This is a genomic window from Alterotamlana spongicola, assembly GCF_035818475.1.
In the GTDB taxonomy this organism is placed as follows: domain Bacteria; phylum Bacteroidota; class Bacteroidia; order Flavobacteriales; family Flavobacteriaceae; genus Cognatitamlana.
This window is the reverse complement of record NZ_JAYMGV010000001.1, coordinates 1,132,798-1,152,436: the sequence shown is the minus strand read 5'-3', so window position 1 is coordinate 1,152,436 and position 19,639 is coordinate 1,132,798. Positions and strand designations below refer to the sequence as shown.

Genomic DNA, 19,639 nt, shown 5'->3' with positions numbered 1-19,639 from the left:
AAACCCTAAAGGTTTATCAGTCACAACTGAAGGAGATAGCTGGTTTTACGCCAAACAGCTAATTGCTGACCCAATTACTACCTCCATCTTGGTGAGAATATTATTATAGCTACATCTAAAATAATATTTATTGATACTAATGACCAAAGACATATAATTGAACCGAACATTTTAGATTTATATTGGTTAAGTGAATTATTAGACAACAGTGAAGAAATTTGAAGACAAAGGAGAACTATTTAGTCAATTTTACAATTATAGGATTGTTTACTGTCCTAAATGCGGTAAACCTGTGGACTTTTTTGACCTTAAGGTAACATGCATTCATTGTGGACATCACAAAGAATTTAAGCCTATAGATTCATGGTATAAACTAGCTCCAATAACAGTTGAAATGGAGGATTTTTTAAAAGTGCCTTGTTGTGGTCAAATACTTTGGGCAATGAATCTGGAGCATTTAGATTTTTTAGAAAGGTATGTTGAATCAGACTTAAGAGAACGAATTCCTAATATAAATAAAAGTTTGGCTAGTCGACTCCCGAAATGGATTAAAAGTAGTAAGAATAGATTAGAAATTCTTAAATGTATTAAAAAGCTTCGTAATAAATTGATAAAGGGTAATTATAAATCAAAAATAGCATCTAACACAGTCTAAAATGTATAAAAATGCATTTTACACTAAACGCTAAACAAGCTAAACAATCCCCTACTCCCCCGGAAAATCAGCCTTTCGTTTTTCCAGAAAAGCAGTAGTACCTTCTTTAAAATCGGCGGTTCCAAAGCTATTTCCAAACTCCTCAATCTCTACATCAAACCCATTGACGCCAGCTTTAAAAACTGCATTAACAGCGGTAATAGCCGCACTAATAGCTACTGAAGAATTGCTTAATATTTTAGTTGCTATTTGCTTGCATAGTGGCATCAGGTCTTCCTGGGCAACCACATGATTTACCAAGCCATAGTCTAAGGCCTTATTGGCATCAATCATTCCGGCGGTCATAACCATTTCCATAGCACGCCCTTTACCAATTAATTGTGGTAAACGCTGGGTGCCGCCATACCCGGGAATAAGCCCTAAAGACACTTCGGGCAAGCCTAATCTGGCATTATCACTAGCCAATCTAAAATGGCAAGCCATGGCCAACTCTAAACCGCCACCAAGTGCAAACCCATTAACAGCTGCAATAACAGGGGTAGACAAATTTTCAATAAAATCGAATAACACAGCCTGACCCTTTGCCGCCAGTTTAGTACCTTCTTCTATATTAAAATTAGCAAACTCACTGATATCAGCCCCGGCTACAAAAGCTTTTTCACCGCTACCTGTTAGAATAATAACTTTAATGTCTTTATTACTATCCGCTTCTTTTAATGCCAAATGCAATTCGTTAATAGTGTCTTTATTCAAAGCATTTAACTTACTGGGGCGGTTGATAGTAATAGTTGCTATGCCACTATAGGCTTCAAAAAGTATGTTGCTGTAACTCATGATTTCTGTTTTTAATGTTAAAACAAAATGATTATTCTTTTGGAAACATCACCTTAAACGTAGTCCCCAGGCCTTCTTCAGACTCAAATGAAATACTCCCCTGATAAGTTTCTAATATGTTTTTGACCATAGCCAAACCAAGTCCCATACCGCTGGTTTTGGTAGTAAACTTTGGCTCAAATACTTTGTCCTTGTTCTCTTCGGCCACTCCCGATCCGTTATCGGCAACGGTTATTACCACATTATCACCAGATTCGCCAACATAGATGACAATCTTAGGGGTTTTATTTTCAGGCATGGACTGAATGCCGTTTTTAACCAAATTGGTAACCACTCTAATAAGTTGTGTTCGGTCAAACTTTGCAATGATCTCTGCTTTATCCGGTGTGAAAGCAATATAGTCTTCGTTAAAAATATCTAAGGCCAGCTTTACAATTTTCACCACATTAAGTGTTTCATTTTGCTGTGCGGGCATTTTAGCAAAATTTGAAAAGGCTGAAGCAATAGAGCTCATGGTATCTATCTGTTGGATTAATGTTTTGCTGTACTCGTCTACTTTTAAATGTATGTTGTCATCATCCGGATTAAACTTACGTTGAAAGTTTTGAACCGTTAGTCGCATGGGCGTTAACGGATTTTTAATTTCATGAGCCACCTGCTTTGCCATTTCTCTCCAAGCCTGCTCCCGTTCACTTTTTGCCAGCTGCACCGCACTTTCTTCAAGCTCATCAACCATGCTATTATAGGAGTTCACCAAAATAGAAATCTCTTCACTGGTATCATCTACTTCAATTTTTTCATTGAGACGCTCAAGCCGGGTTGCTTTTATTTTATCGCTAATAGACTTTAAGGATTTGGTAATAAACTTTGATAGCAAAAAAGCAATGGCTATAGCCATAAGCAGCACAAACATAAACGCATAACCAATTCGGGTTAAAAATTCTTCCAATTCCTTGTTTAAAAAATCGTCTTTCTCCAAATAAGGAATGTTTAATATGGCCATTGGCTTAGACCTGCTATCTGTTATATAGGTGTATGAGGACAAAAAGGTTTCTCCATTTTCTTTATGTTTATCTACATACCTGTGTTCCGCAATTTCTAAGGCATCATTAAACTGAATGGTATTGCTCAATGCATTCATAATGTGTGCATCAAGACAATCGTCTGTTACATTGTTTTGCAATCCGGCCTTTGAAGAGATAAGGAGTCCACCTTCCAAATCATAAAGGTTCACCTGAAGTTTATGTATATCGGCTATATTATATATTTCCTCTTTGAAAATCAGCGGAATATTCTCTGTTTTTACTTCCCAGGTGTTATACCTGCTATTTAAAAACCGTTTGATATCGGTTCTGATATTTTCTTCTTTACGCTCTAAACGCCCTTTATGATAATCTTGACTCTGCTCCCTATACTGGTATATAGCTACCGCTGAAATTAATATAGAAGCCAGTAATACAAGTAGTATCATGACCAAGAAAATGCGGGTACGTAAAGAGAGTTTTTTTAATTTCATGTATAATTTATGACTCACTAAATATAGCAATAATTGCACCAAACCTCCTAAGGCTGATCTAAAAATCAAATGATATACTAAACCTTAGTAAATATGGTTGTTTAAGGTGTTCTGCTATATTTTTTTATATGTCTGAAGTTCTTAAAAATATCGCAATAAGCAGATTAAATCACTTTACGCTTCAGGGTTTTTATCCCTGATATTCTTATAAATCTTAAAGCCCAACATAATAAGTATTCCCAATACAATAATGCCAATAATACCCCAAACCCAATTGATGGCACTTTTCAGGACCACCAAAAATATAACAGCAAAAAGAATAAAGGTGGCGCCCTCATTCCAAATACGCATAAAACTTGATGATTTCTTTACCTCATCACGTTGTAGTTGTTTATAGTACTGATGTGTTTTTAAATGATAAATAAAGAGCAGGGCCACAAATGCCAATTTAACCTGCATCCAGGGTTGCTGTAACCAATACGGTTGTAAAATAAGCAACCAAATAGCAAATACAGTGGCTAAAATTGCAGAAGGCCATGTTATAATAAACCATAACCGTTTGGCCATGAGTTTAAGCTGCTTACCAAGAATCTCTTTTTCGGGAGACGGTTTATGAAAGGCTTCTATTTGGTAAACAAATAAGCGCGGAATATAAAACAAACCCGCAAACCAGGTTATTATAAAAATAAGATGAAATGATTTTATATAGCCGTAGTATTCCATAAACTAGTGTATTGTAACAGGGGTCTCTACCCAGTTGTTTATCCATTTTGATAATAGATCAACAAACTCCCGGTCATCATTTAAACAAGGAATGGTTGTAAATGTTTTACCGCCCATTTCATGGAAAATCTCCTGGCCCTCCATAGCAATCTCTTCGAGGGTTTCAAGACAATCACTCACAAAAGCCGGAGTAACAATAGCCATGTTTTTAATACCCTTTTTACCTAAACGTTCAATAGTTCTGTCTGTATAAGGTTGCAACCACGGGTCAAACCCTAAACGCGATTGAAATGATGTTGAATAACACCCTGCCTCTAACTGAAGCTTTTCAGCTACCAAACGAGTGACCTCCAAACATTGATGACGGTAGCAAAACTCATGTGCTTTACTTGATGTAGCACAACAGCTTCCATCAATCTTGCAATGGGATTTTGTAACATCACTTTTCCTGATATGCCGTTCCGGAACACCATGATAAGAGAATAGCAAGTGCTCATAATCTTTATCCTGCAAATGCCTCTTAATTGAATTTGAAAGGACTTCAATATAATCCGGTTTATTATAAAATGCGGGAACCGACTTTATGCTCAGGTTTGGAAAAAAGTCCTGTCTAAGCTTTTCAGCAAGTACGGTTATAGTCTCTGTAGTAGCCATGGCAAACTGTGGATACAAGGGAAACAACAGCACCTCATCAACACCATTATCTACCAACTCCTGAAGCCCGTTTTTTATGGTCATGCTCCCATAACGCATGGCCAAAGCAACAGGAACATTAACCTGCTCCTGAATTTTTTTTTGAAGGCGTTCTGATAGCACAATTAAAGGAGAACCTTCATCCCACCATATTTTTTTGTACGCTGCTGCCGATGCCTTTGGCCTTGTTTTTAAGATGATACCTCGTACCAGTAAAGCCCTGGCCGTATAAGGAATATCAATTACCCGCTCATCCATTAAAAACTCACCTAAATACTTTTTGACATCTTTTGGCTCCGGGCTGTCCGGTGATCCAAGATTGACTAGTAGAATTCCTTTTTTCATTTACAGTTTTAGTTGTTACAAAAATACGATAGAAATTGCAATGCCAAATAAACAAGCTCAATTTAAATTAGCGATCTTTGTTTTCAATACATTGCTGATAGTAGGTTTTAGATCGGTTTTCATTATAGTCACAATCTTGAAAAATACCGCACGACATAGTGGTTCGGGCTAAAGTTTTTTCATTAATACCTTTATAAAACGATGCTATTTCCGGAGTTAAGTATTTCATTTAAACACATTTATTAATTCAGAGACATCACATACTTCTTCGGTGTGGTACCGTATTTCTTTTTAAACGCTGCAATAAAATGACTGGATGTACTGTATCCAACTCTATGCCCCACTTCATTGACATTATTTTCACCGGACTCTAATAACTTTCTAGCGACTTCCATTTTATAATCAAATAAAAAACTAAAGACCGAATCCCCATAAATTTGCTTGAACCCTTCTTTAAGCTTTTTCAAGCTCAATCCTATTTCATCTGCCAATTCCTGCAAACTTGGCGGTTCTGCCATTCGTGAAATAATAATATCCTTAGCCTTTCTAATCTTTATAACGTTGGTTTCATCAACTAAAAACGGACATTGCTCAATATTGGCATCTTCATTTCTGTTAAAGTACAAACTCAACAACTCATAGGCCTTACCCTTAAAATATAAGGGTTTGATGGACTGATTGAGGTTATAATTGATCAATTGATTTAAAACAATAGCCATTGATGGCGAAATCATTCCGTCTTTATAATATTTTTTATCCCTGTTATCCTCACTTAAAAAGGTGATATAATCGGCCTCATGCGAAAAAAAACTGTGAAATTTTTTAATGGAAATCAAAATGGATACAATCCAGGAATGCGGATTGATCTCTAAATGTATTGGAAGTTCGCGTTGTGGATTATACAATAATAATGAGTTTTCTTCAAGAATATTTAATCGGTATCTCCCCTCATTAAATACAAACTGGCTTGATCCTTTTACACAAAAATGAAACTGGATATAATCGCTATCTATTTCTTTTGCAACAGATTGCACCTCATGGGCTTCATTTTTATATGCTAAAACAATAACCCCATCTTCTACCTGTGTTTCCTCAAAAGAACTTTTAGCGACACTTTTTTCCGGATTTAAATCTTGATTCATTCTTTTTCTATTTAGACTGGTTCTAAATTAAATTGACAAAACTTGCCTGTTTCACTACAAAAATATGACTTTTATCATGTTTTATAAAAAAACAACGCTAAAAAACCACAAACGATATTAAAAGTTCTTTTAGCGTTACTTTTTTTTAAACCTTCCATATATTTTTGCTTCACAATTTCAGGTATAAGCATGCAGAAATACAACATATCAAAAAGTAATTACTTTTATGCCATTGGTTTGAGTTATAAAAAAGCCGATGCAGATATAAGAGGACGCTTTAGTTTGGATGAAGACTCTAAACTGATATTGCTTAATCAAGCCAAAGAAAATGATATTGAAAGTTTGGTAGTTACTTCTACCTGTAACAGAACTGAAATTTATGGTTTTGCACAACACCCGTATCAGCTCATTCAATTACTTTGTGATAACACACGTGGAACTGTTGAAGAGTTTAGGGAAGTGGCTTATATCTATAAAAACAAAGATGCCATAGCTCATATGTTTCGGGTAGGCTCTGGTTTAGACAGTCAGATTCTTGGCGATTTTGAGATTATAAGTCAATTAAAGAAAAGCGCAAAACTTTCCAGAAAACACGATTTATTAAACCATTTTACAGAACGTTTGGTCAATGCCGTTATCCAAGCCAGTAAGCGTATAAAAACCGAAACAAATATATCTTCTGGGGCTACTTCAGTATCTTTTGCATCGGTACAATATATTTTTAACACTATTAAAAACGTTTCTGATAAGAATATTTTGTTGTTCGGAACCGGAAAAATAGGAAGGAACACCTGTGAAAATCTGGTAAAGCATACCAAAAATGAGCATATCACTTTAATTAACAGAACTAAAACCAAAGCAGAGCAAATAGCCGGTAAGTTTAATTTGATAGTAAAAGATTATGCTAATCTTCAGGAAGAAATCACGGCATCCGATATATTGATTGTTGCAACAGGGGCACAACGCCCAACTATAGACAAGCATATTATCCAAACAGAAAAACCGTTATTGATTTTAGATTTGTCTATTCCTAAAAATGTGGATGCTAATGTTGAGGAATTAAGCAATGTATCTCTGGTACATTTAGACCATTTATCTCAAATCACAGATCAAACTCTGGAAGCCAGAAAAGCGCATATTCCAACAGCAGAAGTTATTATAGAAGAAGTGAAAGCTGAATTTAACAGCTGGCTGGAAACCAGAAAATTTGCGCCAACAATCAAAGCTTTAAAACATAAATTATCTGATTTTGCTGCCGCAGAATTGGATGTACAACGCAGAAAAAATGCAGATTTCAACGAAGCTCAGGCCGCGTTGATCAGTAACAATATCATTCAAAAAATCACTAACCACTTTGCGCATCATTTAAAGGATGATAATATTTCTACAGACGAAAGTCTAGAACTTATTAAAAAAGTGTTCCAGTTAGAACCTTCAACAAAACATGTCTAAAACCATAAGAATTGGTACTCGCGATAGTGAATTAGCACTATGGCAGGCCAACATTGTACAGCAACAACTTGAAAATTTAGGACACAAAACAGAACTTGTTCCGGTAAAATCAACTGGAGATTTAGTTCTTGACAAACCACTCTATGAGCTGGGCATTACCGGTATTTTTACACGCACCTTAGATATTGCGATGTTAAATCATGACATAGATATAGCTGTACATTCTTTAAAAGATGTCCCAACTGTTTTGCCAAAAGGGATTGTTCAGGCTGCCGTTTTAAAGCGTGGCAATGTTAATGACACCCTGGTTTTTAAAAATAATGAGGAGTTTTTAGGTGCAAAAGATGCCGTTATAGCCACCGGTAGTTTAAGACGTCGTGCGCAATGGTTAAACAGGTTTCCAACACATACCATTGTAGATCTACGTGGTAATGTAAACTCCCGTTTGCAAAAACTAGAGGACAATAATGAATGGAACGGTGCCATATTTGCAGCTGCAGGTATAGGTAGAATTGGAATACGCCCTGAAGAAGCTATCAACCTGGATTGGATGATTCCAGCTCCTGCACAAGGCGCTATAATGATTACCGCTTTAGAGGAAGACCAATTTTCTTTAGAAGCCTGTGCCGCATTAAATCATGAAGAAACAGAGATCTGCACCGGTATTGAACGTGAGTTTTTAAACAGATTGGAAGGCGGATGCACTGCACCAATTGGGGCTTTAGCCTATATTAAAAATGAAGAGGTTAACTTTAAAGGTGTTTTACTTAGTGAAGACGGTTCAAAACGAATTGATGTTACCCGTGTAAAAAAATTGGGCGAACATAAAGACCTAGCCCGGTTTTGTGCAGATTTTGTTATTGAACACGGTGGTAAACGCCTAATGGACAAGATTAAACAATCCGGTAAAAAAACCAACGTATTTTCAACCAAGTCCTTTACAGAAGGGCAGCGCTTACTATTTCATGAAAATGTAGTTGCAGATAGTTCAGATTTCATTAAGATAAGTTTGAATAGAATACATTCGCGTTTAGTAAAAAACGACATTCAAAATGTAATCATTACCAGTAAAAATGCTGTTGAAGCTTTAACAACAAACTTTTCACCTAATGAATTACAGTTTAAAAATATTTATTGCGTAGGTAGAAGAACAAAACGATTAGTGGAAAAGAAAATAGGGCAAGTAAAACACACTGAAAAGAATGCACAAAAGTTGGCAGAATACCTTGTTGATTATATTGAAGGTACTGAAGTCACGTATTTTTGTAGTGATATTAGATTAGATGCCTTACCTACAATTTTAGAAGACAATCACATAAAAGTTAATGAAGTTGAAGCCTATCAAACTAAATTTGATGGTTTTAAAGTTGCAGATTCTATTGAAGGCGTTATGTTTTATAGCCCATCAACAGTAGATAGTTTTGTTCAGAACAACCAATCAGAAGTTATTGCCTTTTGTATTGGAGAAACCACTGCAAAAGAAGCCAGAAAACATTTTGAAGATGTTCGTGTGGCAAAAGTCCCAACAGTGGAAAGCGTGATTGAATTGGTTAATCAACATTATATATAGTAGTTACTTGTTTTTAGTTACTGGTACTGGCAAACGCATAACATCAGCAACTAAAAACTAACAGTTAAAGACGAATAACTATGATAAAAAACGATTTATTTTTAAGAGCACTAAAAGGAGAAACGGTTAATCGTCCACCGGTTTGGATGATGCGTCAGGCCGGACGTTACCTTCCGGAGTTTATTGCAATACGTGAAAAATATGATTTCTTTACACGCTGCCGTACACCGGAATTAGCCAGTGAAATTACCGTACAACCTATCAGACGATATGGTATGGATGCCGCTATTCTATTTAGTGATATCCTGGTTATTCCCCAGGCCATGAATATTGAGGTACAAATGAAACCCAATTTTGGTCCTTACCTACCTAATCCGGTACGCACTCAAAAAGACGTGGATAACGTTATTGTTCCGGATGTTACTGTAGAACTGGACTATGTCTATCAGGCTATTAAGGCTACTAAGGAACTCCTTAATAATGATATTCCATTAATAGGTTTCGCAGGGTCACCATGGACCATTTTGTGCTACTGTGTACAGGGTCAGGGCAGTAAAACTTTTGATAAAGCCAAAGAATTGTGTTTTACCAACCCGGTTGCAGCACATCAGTTACTTCAAAAAATCACTGACACTACCATTGCCTATTTAAAAGAAAAAGTAAAAGCAGGCTGTAATGCGGTTCAGATTTTTGATTCCTGGGGAGGCATGCTTTCACCTGCTGACTACCAGGAGTTTTCATGGCAATATATCAACCAGATTATTGAAGCCTTAAAAGATGATGCGCCGGTAATAGCCTTTGGTAAAGGCTGTTGGTTTGCACTTAATGAAATGGCAAAAAGTAAGGCCTCTGCTTTGGGTGTAGACTGGACCTGTTCTCCAAGAAATGCACGTTATTTAACCGGAAATAACATAACACTCCAGGGTAATTTTGATCCGTCGCGCTTACTGTCACCACCGGCAGAAATCAAAAAAATGGTACATCAAATGATTGATGAATTTGGTAAAGATAAATACATTGTAAACCTGGGGCATGGTATCCTGCCAAACATTCCGTTGGATCATGCCAAAGCGTTTATTGACGCTGTAAAAGCGTATGGGAATTAATGGTATTCAAGTAAATTGCTTGAAAAAATGGGCGTTCCCTGCTTCTTTATGTAACATAACGTTTTAAAAACCAACTTATGGTTACAAAAGCAGGTCAGGCTTTCGGCAGTCGCTCCCTCCTTTGTCGGGGAGCTTCAACAAGTGCCTCAATCCCTAACGCAATAGTAACATTATGATAAAGCACATCATTTCTGGAATTAAAGCATATTTTGGTGCTTTCAGGTTAATTTCCCAACTAAAACTTTGGAAATACTATGCTATTCCTATGATGATCAGTGTTATTACGGCCAGTATCATTTTTGGATCGGCTTACGGATTGTCTGATAATATAGCCAATTACATTATAAGTATATTCCCCGGCTGGAGCACTTACTCCTGGTTAAATACCACCTTCCAGATTCTATCCGGATTAATAATCATTGTAATAGGGCTTATTGTATTCAAACATATCATTATGGCACTGTCTGCACCATTTATGAGCCCCGTTTCAGAAAAAATAGAATATCATTTAACCCAAAACCAAACACCTTCACATAGAGATACCTCCTTTATGCAACAACTCTGGCGAGGCATCCGTATTAATGGCAGAAACTTAATTGTAGAGCTATTGATAACCCTACCCATCCTCTTGCTTAAATTTATCCCTGTAGTCAATATTTTTTCAACAATACTGCTTCTTATGGTACAGTCTTATTATGCCGGTTTTGGTAATATGGACTATACGCTGGAACGCCATTTTAAATACAAGGAAAGTATACAGTTTGTGAGAAAGCATCGCGGGCTTGCCATAGGCAATGGTATTGTTTTCATTCTATTTTTATTAATTCCCTTTATTGGTGTAATTTTAGTCCTTCCACTTTCAGTTACAGCAGCATCAATAAGAACTATTGAAGCGCTAAAACTGAAAAACACATCAATTCATGCTACTTAGTTTTGCTTCATATTATATTGACCCCATAACGTTAAAAGACGCCTGGGATGTTTGCAATTTTGTGGTTGCCAATGAAGATCGCTTAAAACGTTATTTTCCAAAGACAATACAGCAAAATACCACACCGGATCTGTCTAAGTTTTTTGTTCAGAAAAAAACCAGGCAATTTGAACTCAAAGAAGAATTTTTATTTACAATAAAAGAGCAGGAAACACATAGTCTAATTGGTTTAATCTATTTAAAAGAATTGGATTGGTCAAAGAAACAAGGTGAATTTGCCTATTGTATTCACTATGAGCATAAAGGAAAAGGCCTAATGTCTGAAGCCATTAATATACTATCAGACTATGCTTTTGAGACATTAAGACTAAACACGCTCCAAATTATTGTACATAAAAGTAATATTGGAAGTATAAAAGTAGCTGAAAATTGTAATTTTACCTGGATAAAAACATTGAAGAACGAATTTACACCTCCCGGAGAGGCTCCGCTAAATATGGAGCTCTATGAATTGTATAATGAAATTGAATAACACACAGACCTGCCAGGTTTTAAAAACCTGACAGGTCTCAAAAGCCTCAAAAATCAAAAGCAGTGGAAAAAATAGAAAAAGATCATTATTATCATATATTCAATAGAGGGATAAATAGCTGTATTACATTTAGAAATGAAGATAATATGAGTTATTTTTTAAAACTCATGGAAAGACATTTGGTGGAAAATATTGATATTATTGCCTACTGCTTATTGAATAATCATTTTCACCTCATTGTTAAAGTACTTAAAGATGAAGCCACTCAGGCTTTTTCTAATCTATTTAATGCTTATGCAAAAGCGTTCAACAAACAACAAAACAGAACAGGAACACTTTTTGAACGGCCTTATAAACGAATCAAAATTCTCGATGAAAACTATTTAAAAAATTTAGTTTTATACATCCATAAAAACCCAGAAAAACACAATATTGTAAAAAGCTTTACAAGTTATAAGTTCTCCTCTTATCAGTCCTATATAAATTCTAATAACACGCCACTTTCAAAAGAACAAAATTATATTTTAAATATCTTTGGTGGTGTAGTAAACTTTAAACATGCACACAAATCAGACCTGTCAGCTTTTGAAAACCTGACAGGTCTGAAAGACTAATCTAAAACGGCAATGAAAGATAAATTTTACCAATACATACAAGACTTACAGGACACTATCACCTCAAAGCTTGAAGCTATTGACGGTAAGGCCAAATTCCAACAAGATATCTGGAAACGTCCGGAAGGCGGAGGCGGACGCACCCGTGTTATTGAAAATGGAAACGTATTTGAAAAAGGAGGGGTTAATATTTCCGGAGTGCATGGTAAATTACCTCAATCTATGCAGGCTTATTTTAAAGTTGGTGATGTTGACTTTTTTGCCTGCGGCCTAAGCCTGGTCATCCACCCTAAAAGTCCTATGGTCCCTACAGTACATGCCAATTGGCGTTATTTTGAAATGTATGATAAAAACGGTGCCATTGTAGATCAATGGTTTGGTGGCGGACAAGACCTTACACCCTATTATTTATTTGATGAAGATGCCAAACATTTTCATCAAATCTGTAAAATGGCCTGCGATAAACATAACCCTGAATTTTATCCCACTTACAAAAAACGCTGTGATGAGTACTTTTACAATGCACACAGAAACGAAGCCAGAGGTATTGGTGGTTTGTTTTTTGACTACTGTAAAGCCTCCAATACCATGAGCATGGAACAGTGGTATGACTTTGTAACGGAAGTTGGAGATAGTTTCCTTGAGGCCTATACGCCTATTGTTGAGCAAAGAAAAGAGCTGTCATATACACAAGCACATAGAAATTGGCAAGAAATTCGTCGCGGGCGTTACGTAGAATTTAACTTAGTACATGATAAAGGCACACTTTTCGGATTGAAAACCAACGGGCGTATAGAAAGCATTTTAATGAGTTTACCTCCTCATGTACAATGGGTGTATGATCATCATCCGGAAGCCGGCAGTGAAGAAGAAAAATTAATAAACGTTTTAAAAAACCCTGTGAACTGGGTATAACAAAATCAGATAAGACCTGTCAGGTTTTGAAAACCTGACAGGTCTTAAATCTGCAAAAACAAGAAACAATGTTCCCATTAAGAAGAAACAGAAGATTAAGAACCAACGAAGCCATTCGTTCATTGGTTAGAGAAACTATAATCAGTCCAAACGATTTTTTAGTACCATTATTTGTTGTAGAAGGAAAAGGGGTTAAAGATGAGATTCCGTCAATGCCCAATTACTATCGTTATAGCCTGGATTTACTGGAAAACGAAGTCAAAGAACTTTGGAGTATGGGCTTAAAATCGGTATTACTATTTGTAAAGGTACCGGATAGTTTAAAAGATAATAAAGGTGCCGAAGCTTTAAACCCTAATGGCTTAATGCAACGCGCTATTAAAACGGTTAAAAATGTATGTCCGGAGATGTTAGTGATGACAGATGTAGCGCTGGACCCCTATTCAGCTTACGGCCATGACGGCATTATTGAAAACGGACAAATTATTAATGATAACACTGCTGAGTTTTTAGCAGAAATGAGTCTTTCACATGCTGAAGCAGGTGCTGATTTTGTAGCGCCAAGTGATATGATGGACGGACGTATTTTAACCATCAGAGAAGCTTTAGAAGACCAGGGGTTTACCAATACCGGCATTATGAGTTATTCGGCTAAATATGCCTCTGCATTTTATGGCCCGTTCCGAGATGCCTTAGATTCTGCTCCGGTAGATCTGGCTGATATTCCAAAAGATAAAAAAACCTATCAAATGGATTATGGTAACCGTTTTGAAGCTATTCGAGAAACTGAAATGGATATTGACGAAGGTGCAGATATTGTTATGGTAAAGCCGGGTATTTCATATTTAGATATTTTACGGGACATTAAAGAGGAAGTTGATGTTCCCGTTGCCGTTTATCAGGTATCCGGAGAATACGCCATGATTAAAGCTTCTGCCGAAAAAGGTTGGCTGGATCATGATCAAATTATGATGGAAACCACCACGGCTTTTAAACGAGCAGGAGCAGATATTATAGCATCTTATTTTGCTAAAGATGTTGTGAAATTGATTTCGTAAATTAGCTTTTAAATAAAAAACTTTTTAATGAGCACATTACTCTTTTGGGCAACCATTTCCATCTTCTTTTCCTTTTTATGTTCTATTCTTGAAGCCGTTTTACTCAGTGTAACACCTACCTTTATAAATGTTAAGAAGCAGGAAGGCAAAGATTATGCATTAACTTTAGAACGTTTAAAAAAGGATGTAGACAAACCGCTTATCGCCATTCTTACCCTCAATACCATAGCACATACTTTAGGTGCTATGATGGTAGGTATTGAAGCAGAAAAACTACCCTATAAAATTGAGCTTTTTGGCATTAATACTGTTGGAATAGTTTCGGCTATTATGACTTTTTTAATTTTAGTGGCTTCAGAAATAATTCCAAAGACCATAGGAGCCACCTATTGGAGAGGTTTAGCAAATTTTACGGCTAAAGCGCTATCTGCTTTAATTTTTCCATTAAAATGGACCGGCATTTTATGGTTACTTCAATTAACCACAAAGCTTATTGGAGGTAATGGACACGGTAGTATTTTAACCCGGGAAAGCTTTATGGTAATGACTGATATGGCCCATGAAGAAGGTGTTTTCCAGGAAAATGAAAGTAAGGTTATCAAGAATCTTTTAACCTTTAAAGAGGTATTTGCCAAAAACATAATGACCCCGAGAACGGTAATGAAAACCGAAGATGAAAACACAACGGTTGAAGATTTCTTTAAAAAGAATCTGAACCTTAGGTTTTCAAGGATTCCGGTATACGTTGATGACCCCGATAACATTAAAGGCCTTGTTTTAAAAGATGAAATCTTTAAAGAAATGGCCCTAGATAATGGCCATAAAACATTAGCCGACCTTAAGCGCGATATTATAGTCATAAATAGAAACCTTCCCATTCCAACTCTTTTTGATAAACTTATAGAAAGTAAAAACCATATGGCATTGGTAGTTGATGAGTATGGCTCTGTAAGCGGGTTAGTGACTATGGAAGATGTTATTGAAACCCTTTTGGGCTTAGAGATAATGGATGAAAGTGATGATGTGTCAGACTTACAGGTTCTTGCCAGAAAAAGCTGGGAAAAGCGTGCAAAAAAGTTAGGGATATTTGAAGATAATAATACCACCGAATAATGGAAACATGCATTATCAATTCTCCTTTAGGTTTTACCAAAATAACAGGTGATAAGGATGGTATTTGCTCAGTTATTGTTCTGAATTCTGAAGAAAAAGTCACTGATATTATTCCCGAAGTACTGGAAGATTGCGTGTTTCAACTCAATGAATATTTTGAAGGCAACAGAAAGCAATTCAATTTAACACTAAACCCTCAGGGTACTGATTTTCAAAAAAGAGTATGGGTACAGCTTGAACAAATTCCTTATGGAAAAACAATATCTTATTTAGACTTATCCAAACAGTTGGGCGATGTTAAAGCTATTAGAGCTGTGGCTAATGCCAATGGCAAAAACCCCTTATGGATTATTACACCATGTCACCGTGTTATAGGAAGTGATGGTTCTCTTACTGGTTATGCAGGAGGATTGCATCGTAAAAAATGGTTATTAGAGCATGAAAGCCCTTATAAACAACAAAGTTTATTTTAAAGTTTGATTTACATATCATAGTCCTGAGCCGTAGCCATAACCTGATGTATAACCTCCTCTTTAGCCGACTCTCTTTGAGAATTCTCTAAATCAACAGGGATATCTAAAGTTTCAAAAAATCGTCTAAACCCTTTTGCTATGAATATTCACTCATTTTGTGATAGTATGTTTCATTTTATGAGATTTCTGTCTCAAAAGATGTTTGTAATGTATCCAATATTGAAGCCCGGGATAGTTTGAATTGGGGCTTAAAAATTATTCTTGAATCTATTTTTGAAAATTGAGAAGGCTAAATCTTACGATAGCATTTTAATTATTATATTTAGTTCGCCTAAATATCTTAATTATGAAATTCCTTAAAAAACTTGCTAAATGGGTAGTCATTGTATTAGGGCTAACAGTTTTAGGGCTCTATATAACAGATACCGATTACCTTATAAAAGCAGTTAGAACTATTTACTTAAAGGGACATACCACCGCTTTTTTAGAAGATTATAAATATTTTGACAATCAAACTATTGAAAATGATAGTCCTCAGCCCTGGCCAAATCATAAAAATTACAATACTGTTAAAGAAACCAAAGGCTTGGATTCTATTAACAAAACTAATGGCTCCATTGCCTATGTCATTATAAAAAATGACAGTATTTGGTTTGAGAATTACTATGATGGCTTTAGTGAAAATTCCAGGTCAAATTCATTCTCAATGGCTAAAAGTTATGTTTCAGGCCTCTTAGGAAAAGCCATTGAGGATGGGTATATAAAGAGTCTAGATCAGCCTGTTAGTGATTTTTTACCAACTTTTAATGAAGGCTTATCGGCTAAAATGACCGTTGGTGATTTATCCAGCATGGCCTCCGGAACTTCCTGGGATGAAAGATACTATTCCCCGTTTTCAATTGTAACCCGTGCCTATTTTGATGATGACCTGGAAAAAGTTATGCTGGGGCTTAAGGTGGTTGATGAACCGGGAAAAAACTTTAAATATTCCAGTGGAGATACACAAATGCTGGCTATGGTTATTGAAAAAGCCACCGGGAAAAAACTTTATGATTATTTAACCGAAAGCTTTTGGAAACCTCTGGGATGTGAAAACCCTACCCTATGGCAAGTAGATAGTAAAGGACACGACCTGGTAAAAGCATATTGTTGTATAGCCAGTAACGCTAAAGATTTTGCCAGATTTGGTAAATTATATAAAGATCATGGAAAATGGAAAGGAAAGCAGCTTTTAGATTCCACTTTTATAGCAAAATCTTTAAAACCACGTTTTGCTAAAAATCCAGAATATGGCTATGGATGGTGGCTAAAGAATATTGGTAATAAGCAATTTTTTATGATGCGCGGCCACCTTGGTCAATATGTTATTGTAGAGCCAAATGATAATATTATTATTGTAAGGCTTGGTCACTCAAAAGGAAAAGATAAAGTGTCAGGAGCTTTTGTTGGGCCTTTTACTTCAGATATTTTTGCTTATATTAAAGAGGGTTATAAAATGTTAGATTATGATCTCTAAACTTAATTTAGAAGACATATTATTTCTGGACATTGAAACGGTTCCTGAAACTCCACACTTTTCAGACCTAGATAAAACCAAACAATCCCTTTGGGAGCAAAAATCGCTATATCAACGTAAAGAGGACTATACGGCTGAAGAATTTTATGAACGGGCCGGCATTTGGGCAGAATTTGGAAAGATAGTTTGTATTTCTGTGGGGTATTTTAACATTCAGAATGACCTAAGAGTCTTTAGAACCACATCTTTTTTTGGTGATGAAATTAAAATTTTAAAAGATTTTAAAAACTTATTGATTTCCCATTTTAGTCAAACCAAACATTTGCTTTGTGCGCATAACGGTAAGGAATTTGACTTTCCGTACATTGCTCGCCGTATGATAATTAACAACATAGAACTGCCTTACAAACTCAATCTTTTTGGGAAAAAACCCTGGGAGGTTCCGCATTTAGACACACTTGAATTGTGGAAATTTGGTGATTACAAAACCTATACCTCATTAAAATTACTCACTAATGTTCTAGGTATACCATCTCCTAAAGATGATATTGACGGCAGTGAAGTGTATAGGGTGTATTATGAAGACCAGGACATTGACCGTATCATCATCTACTGCGAAAAAGATACCATTGCTGTAGCTCAGATATTTTTGCGATTAAGAGGTGATGATCTTTTAACTGATGATGAAATTATTCATATCTAAATGACTGAAAACCCCATATTAAGAATCAAGGATTTGTCCATTTCATTTGGAGATAATGACGTTATTCATGGTATTTCTTATCATTTAAACAGCGATGAAATATTAGGTATTGTAGGCGAATCCGGTTCTGGGAAATCCGTGTCTTCCCTGGCCATTTTAGGATTGCTTCCAAAGAAAATTTCAAAAATCAATACCGGTTCAATCTCTTTTGAAAATGAAGATTTAACCTTGCTTTCTTCACAAGCTTTTCAAAACATCAGAGGCAATAAAATAGCTATGATTTTCCAGGAGCCCATGAGCTCTTTAAACCCTTCTATGACCTGTGGAAAACAAGTATTGGAAATCCTATCACAACATACAGAGTTCACAAAAAGCGAAGCCAAAGCTGAATCCATATCTCTTTTTGAGAAAGTAAAACTACCTAACCCCGAACGTATTTTTAAAGCCTATCCACATGAACTATCAGGCGGTCAGAAACAACGGGTTATGATTGCCATGGCCATAGCCTGCAAACCGGACATCTTAATTGCTGACGAACCAACTACAGCCTTAGACGTTACCGTTCAAAAAGACATTATTGAGCTTTTAAAAGCTTTACAGGCCGAAACCAAAATGAGTATCATTTTTATCACACATGACTTAGCCTTAATTTCTGAAATTGCTCATCGTGTTTTGGTTATGTATAAGGGTAATATTGTAGAACAAGGTTTAGTTACAGATATATTTAAAAATCCTGAACATAATTACACCAAGGCCTTAATAAACTCCAGGCCGTCTTTAGACAGCAGATTAAAAATATTGCCCACTATACAAGATTTTTTAAATGATAATATTTCTAATGAAATAGTTACGTCTGAGCAGCGCCATAAAACCCACAAACAACTCTACAATAAACCACCATTATTAGAGGTTATTAATGTTGAAAAAGAATACCTTTCAAAAGCTGGTTTATTTACCAAAGCAAAATCTTTTAAGGCTGTTAATGATGTTAGTTTTAAACTCTATGAAGGGGAAACTTTAGGGCTTGTTGGGGAGTCTGGTTGTGGAAAATCTACCTTAGGGAACGCCATTTTACAGTTAGATAAAGCCACCGCTGGTCAAGTTTTATATCATGGTATTGATATTACTAACTTATCTAAATCAGAAATCAGAAAAATCAGAAAAGATATTCAGATTATTTTTCAAGACCCTTATTCTTCACTAAACCCCAGAACACCAGTTGGATTGGCTATTTTAGAACCTATGAAAGTTCATAATCTTTATAATTCTGATTTAGAACGCAAAGAAAAAGTTATAGATATTTTAAACAAAGTAGGGTTATCTGCAGATTATTTTAACAGATACCCACATGAGTTTTCTGGTGGACAAAGACAACGTATAGGTATAGCCAGAACCATTGCTTTACAACCAAAATTAATAGTTTGTGATGAATCTGTATCGGCCTTAGATATTTCTGTTCAAGCCCAAGTATTAAACCTGCTAAACTCTTTAAAAGAAGATTTTGGATTTACTTATATTTTTATATCACATGATTTAGCTGTGGTAAAATACATGTCAGATCAATTGTTGGTTATGAATAAAGGAAAGATTGAGGAACTGGACGATGCTGATGTGATCTATAGTAACCCTAAAAAAGATTATACCAAAAAATTAATAGAAGCAATCCCAAAAGGGATCTAAAAAAAACGTCATTTAAAACTTATTGTTCTAAACGACGTTAATTATTTAATCATGCACTTAGTATTAGG

At 35.8% G+C, this 19,639-nt stretch carries 20 protein-coding genes; 14 read left to right on the top strand and 6 right to left on the bottom strand.

Annotated features, from left to right (window positions below; all coding sequences use genetic code 11):
• The first annotated feature begins 292 nt into the window (after window positions 1-292).
• Window positions 293-655, top strand: coding sequence for a hypothetical protein (locus VOI54_RS05105; RefSeq protein WP_326281641.1), 363 nt, complete (start codon window positions 293-295; stop codon window positions 653-655).
• A 51-nt stretch (window positions 656-706) separates the two neighbouring features.
• Here VOI54_RS05105 and VOI54_RS05100 read toward each other — a convergent pair whose 3' ends face one another.
• The 6 genes from VOI54_RS05100 to VOI54_RS05075 all read right to left on the bottom strand — a co-directional run bounded on the left by VOI54_RS05100 (window position 707) and on the right by VOI54_RS05075 (window position 5,908).
• Window positions 707-1,489, bottom strand: coding sequence for an enoyl-CoA hydratase/isomerase family protein (locus VOI54_RS05100; protein ID WP_326281640.1), 783 nt, complete (start codon window positions 1,487-1,489; stop codon window positions 707-709).
• Window positions 1,490-1,520: 31 nt separating this feature from the next.
• Window positions 1,521-3,005 (bottom strand): sensor histidine kinase, encoded by a 1,485-nt coding sequence (locus VOI54_RS05095; protein ID WP_326281639.1) that lies wholly within the window; start codon window positions 3,003-3,005, stop codon window positions 1,521-1,523.
• A 174-nt stretch (window positions 3,006-3,179) separates the two neighbouring features.
• Complete coding sequence (locus tag VOI54_RS05090) at window positions 3,180-3,728, bottom strand: CopD family protein (protein WP_326281638.1); 549 nt, start codon at window positions 3,726-3,728, stop codon at window positions 3,180-3,182.
• A 3-nt stretch (window positions 3,729-3,731) separates the two neighbouring features.
• Window positions 3,732-4,766: a ferrochelatase gene (gene hemH, locus VOI54_RS05085; protein WP_326281637.1), complete on the bottom strand. Its 1,035-nt coding sequence runs from the start codon at window positions 4,764-4,766 to the stop codon at window positions 3,732-3,734.
• A 67-nt stretch (window positions 4,767-4,833) separates the two neighbouring features.
• Window positions 4,834-4,995 carry a hypothetical protein gene (locus VOI54_RS05080; RefSeq protein WP_326281636.1) on the bottom strand — a complete coding sequence of 54 codons (162 nt, stop codon included), beginning with the start codon at window positions 4,993-4,995 and terminating at the stop codon, window positions 4,834-4,836.
• Window positions 4,996-5,008: 13 nt separating this feature from the next.
• The gene (locus tag VOI54_RS05075) at window positions 5,009-5,908 is read right to left on the bottom strand and encodes a helix-turn-helix transcriptional regulator (protein WP_326281635.1); all 900 of its coding nucleotides are present in this window, start codon (window positions 5,906-5,908) and stop codon (window positions 5,009-5,011) included.
• Between the two features lie 189 nt (window positions 5,909-6,097).
• On the opposite strand from VOI54_RS05075, the gene hemA reads away from it, so the two are divergent.
• The 13 genes from hemA (at window position 6,098) to VOI54_RS05010 (ending at window position 19,571) form a co-directional block, all read left to right on the top strand.
• Window positions 6,098-7,360 (top strand): glutamyl-tRNA reductase, encoded by a 1,263-nt coding sequence (gene hemA / locus VOI54_RS05070; protein ID WP_326281634.1) that lies wholly within the window; start codon window positions 6,098-6,100, stop codon window positions 7,358-7,360.
• A complete protein-coding gene (hemC, locus tag VOI54_RS05065; protein ID WP_326281633.1) occupies window positions 7,353-8,930 on the top strand; it encodes a hydroxymethylbilane synthase in 1,578 nt (525 codons plus the stop codon). Before hemA ends, hemC begins: the two co-directional genes overlap by 8 nt.
• Window positions 8,931-9,010: 80 nt before the next feature.
• Window positions 9,011-10,036, top strand: coding sequence for a uroporphyrinogen decarboxylase (gene hemE, locus VOI54_RS05060; protein ID WP_326281632.1), 1,026 nt, complete (start codon window positions 9,011-9,013; stop codon window positions 10,034-10,036).
• Window positions 10,037-10,208: 172 nt separating this feature from the next.
• Window positions 10,209-10,967, top strand: a complete 759-nt coding sequence (locus VOI54_RS05055; protein ID WP_326281631.1) for an EI24 domain-containing protein — start codon at window positions 10,209-10,211, stop codon at window positions 10,965-10,967.
• A complete protein-coding gene (locus tag VOI54_RS05050) occupies window positions 10,957-11,499 on the top strand; it encodes a GNAT family N-acetyltransferase (protein ID WP_326281630.1) in 543 nt (180 codons plus the stop codon). The genes VOI54_RS05055 and VOI54_RS05050 overlap by 11 nt, the downstream gene beginning before the upstream one ends.
• A 62-nt stretch (window positions 11,500-11,561) precedes the next feature.
• A complete protein-coding gene (locus VOI54_RS05045; protein ID WP_326281629.1) occupies window positions 11,562-12,113 on the top strand; it encodes a transposase in 552 nt (183 codons plus the stop codon).
• A 12-nt stretch (window positions 12,114-12,125) separates the two neighbouring features.
• Window positions 12,126-13,028, top strand: coding sequence for an oxygen-dependent coproporphyrinogen oxidase (hemF, locus tag VOI54_RS05040; RefSeq protein ID WP_326281628.1), 903 nt, complete (start codon window positions 12,126-12,128; stop codon window positions 13,026-13,028).
• Between the two features lie 68 nt (window positions 13,029-13,096).
• The gene (gene hemB / locus VOI54_RS05035) at window positions 13,097-14,086 is read left to right on the top strand and encodes a porphobilinogen synthase (protein WP_326281627.1); all 990 of its coding nucleotides are present in this window, start codon (window positions 13,097-13,099) and stop codon (window positions 14,084-14,086) included.
• Between the two features lie 27 nt (window positions 14,087-14,113).
• The gene (locus VOI54_RS05030; protein ID WP_326281626.1) at window positions 14,114-15,199 is read left to right on the top strand and encodes a CNNM domain-containing protein; all 1,086 of its coding nucleotides are present in this window, start codon (window positions 14,114-14,116) and stop codon (window positions 15,197-15,199) included.
• Entirely contained in the window at window positions 15,199-15,672 is a 474-nt protein-coding gene (locus VOI54_RS05025) for a methylated-DNA--[protein]-cysteine S-methyltransferase (protein ID WP_326281625.1), read from the top strand. Before VOI54_RS05030 ends, VOI54_RS05025 begins: the two co-directional genes overlap by 1 nt.
• Window positions 15,673-16,018: 346 nt before the next feature.
• The gene (locus VOI54_RS05020; RefSeq protein ID WP_326281624.1) at window positions 16,019-17,188 is read left to right on the top strand and encodes a serine hydrolase domain-containing protein; all 1,170 of its coding nucleotides are present in this window, start codon (window positions 16,019-16,021) and stop codon (window positions 17,186-17,188) included.
• Entirely contained in the window at window positions 17,178-17,891 is a 714-nt protein-coding gene (locus tag VOI54_RS05015) for a 3'-5' exonuclease (protein ID WP_326281623.1), read from the top strand. The genes VOI54_RS05020 and VOI54_RS05015 overlap by 11 nt, the downstream gene beginning before the upstream one ends.
• On the top strand, window positions 17,892-19,571 hold the full coding sequence (locus tag VOI54_RS05010; RefSeq protein ID WP_326281622.1) for an ABC transporter ATP-binding protein: 1,680 nt from the start codon (window positions 17,892-17,894) through the stop codon (window positions 19,569-19,571).
• The last annotated feature ends 68 nt before the right edge of the window (window positions 19,572-19,639 follow it).

Excerpts from the sequence above, each read along its gene's own strand:
- VOI54_RS05050 (WP_326281630.1), top strand. The coding sequence starts at position 10,957 with ATGCTACTTAGTTTTGCTTCATATTATATTGACCCCATAACGTTAAAA.
- VOI54_RS05015 (WP_326281623.1), top strand. The coding sequence starts at position 17,178 with ATGATCTCTAAACTTAATTTAGAAGACATATTATTTCTGGACATTGAA.
- hemH (WP_326281637.1), bottom strand. The coding sequence starts at position 4,766 with ATGAAAAAAGGAATTCTACTAGTCAATCTTGGATCACCGGACAGCCCG.
- VOI54_RS05100 (WP_326281640.1), bottom strand. The coding sequence starts at position 1,489 with ATGAGTTACAGCAACATACTTTTTGAAGCCTATAGTGGCATAGCAACT.
- hemE (WP_326281632.1), top strand. The coding sequence starts at position 9,011 with ATGATAAAAAACGATTTATTTTTAAGAGCACTAAAAGGAGAAACGGTT.
- VOI54_RS05080 (WP_326281636.1), bottom strand. The coding sequence starts at position 4,995 with ATGAAATACTTAACTCCGGAAATAGCATCGTTTTATAAAGGTATTAAT.
- hemB (WP_326281627.1), top strand. The coding sequence starts at position 13,097 with ATGTTCCCATTAAGAAGAAACAGAAGATTAAGAACCAACGAAGCCATT.
- hemA (WP_326281634.1), top strand. The coding sequence starts at position 6,098 with ATGCAGAAATACAACATATCAAAAAGTAATTACTTTTATGCCATTGGT.
- VOI54_RS05010 (WP_326281622.1), top strand. The coding sequence starts at position 17,892 with ATGACTGAAAACCCCATATTAAGAATCAAGGATTTGTCCATTTCATTT.
- VOI54_RS05030 (WP_326281626.1), top strand. The coding sequence starts at position 14,114 with ATGAGCACATTACTCTTTTGGGCAACCATTTCCATCTTCTTTTCCTTT.
- VOI54_RS05055 (WP_326281631.1), top strand. The coding sequence starts at position 10,209 with ATGATAAAGCACATCATTTCTGGAATTAAAGCATATTTTGGTGCTTTC.
- hemC (WP_326281633.1), top strand. The coding sequence starts at position 7,353 with ATGTCTAAAACCATAAGAATTGGTACTCGCGATAGTGAATTAGCACTA.
- VOI54_RS05025 (WP_326281625.1), top strand. The coding sequence starts at position 15,199 with ATGGAAACATGCATTATCAATTCTCCTTTAGGTTTTACCAAAATAACA.
- VOI54_RS05020 (WP_326281624.1), top strand. The coding sequence starts at position 16,019 with ATGAAATTCCTTAAAAAACTTGCTAAATGGGTAGTCATTGTATTAGGG.
- VOI54_RS05075 (WP_326281635.1), bottom strand. The coding sequence starts at position 5,908 with ATGAATCAAGATTTAAATCCGGAAAAAAGTGTCGCTAAAAGTTCTTTT.
- VOI54_RS05090 (WP_326281638.1), bottom strand. The coding sequence starts at position 3,728 with ATGGAATACTACGGCTATATAAAATCATTTCATCTTATTTTTATAATA.
- hemF (WP_326281628.1), top strand. The coding sequence starts at position 12,126 with ATGAAAGATAAATTTTACCAATACATACAAGACTTACAGGACACTATC.
- VOI54_RS05095 (WP_326281639.1), bottom strand. The coding sequence starts at position 3,005 with ATGAAATTAAAAAAACTCTCTTTACGTACCCGCATTTTCTTGGTCATG.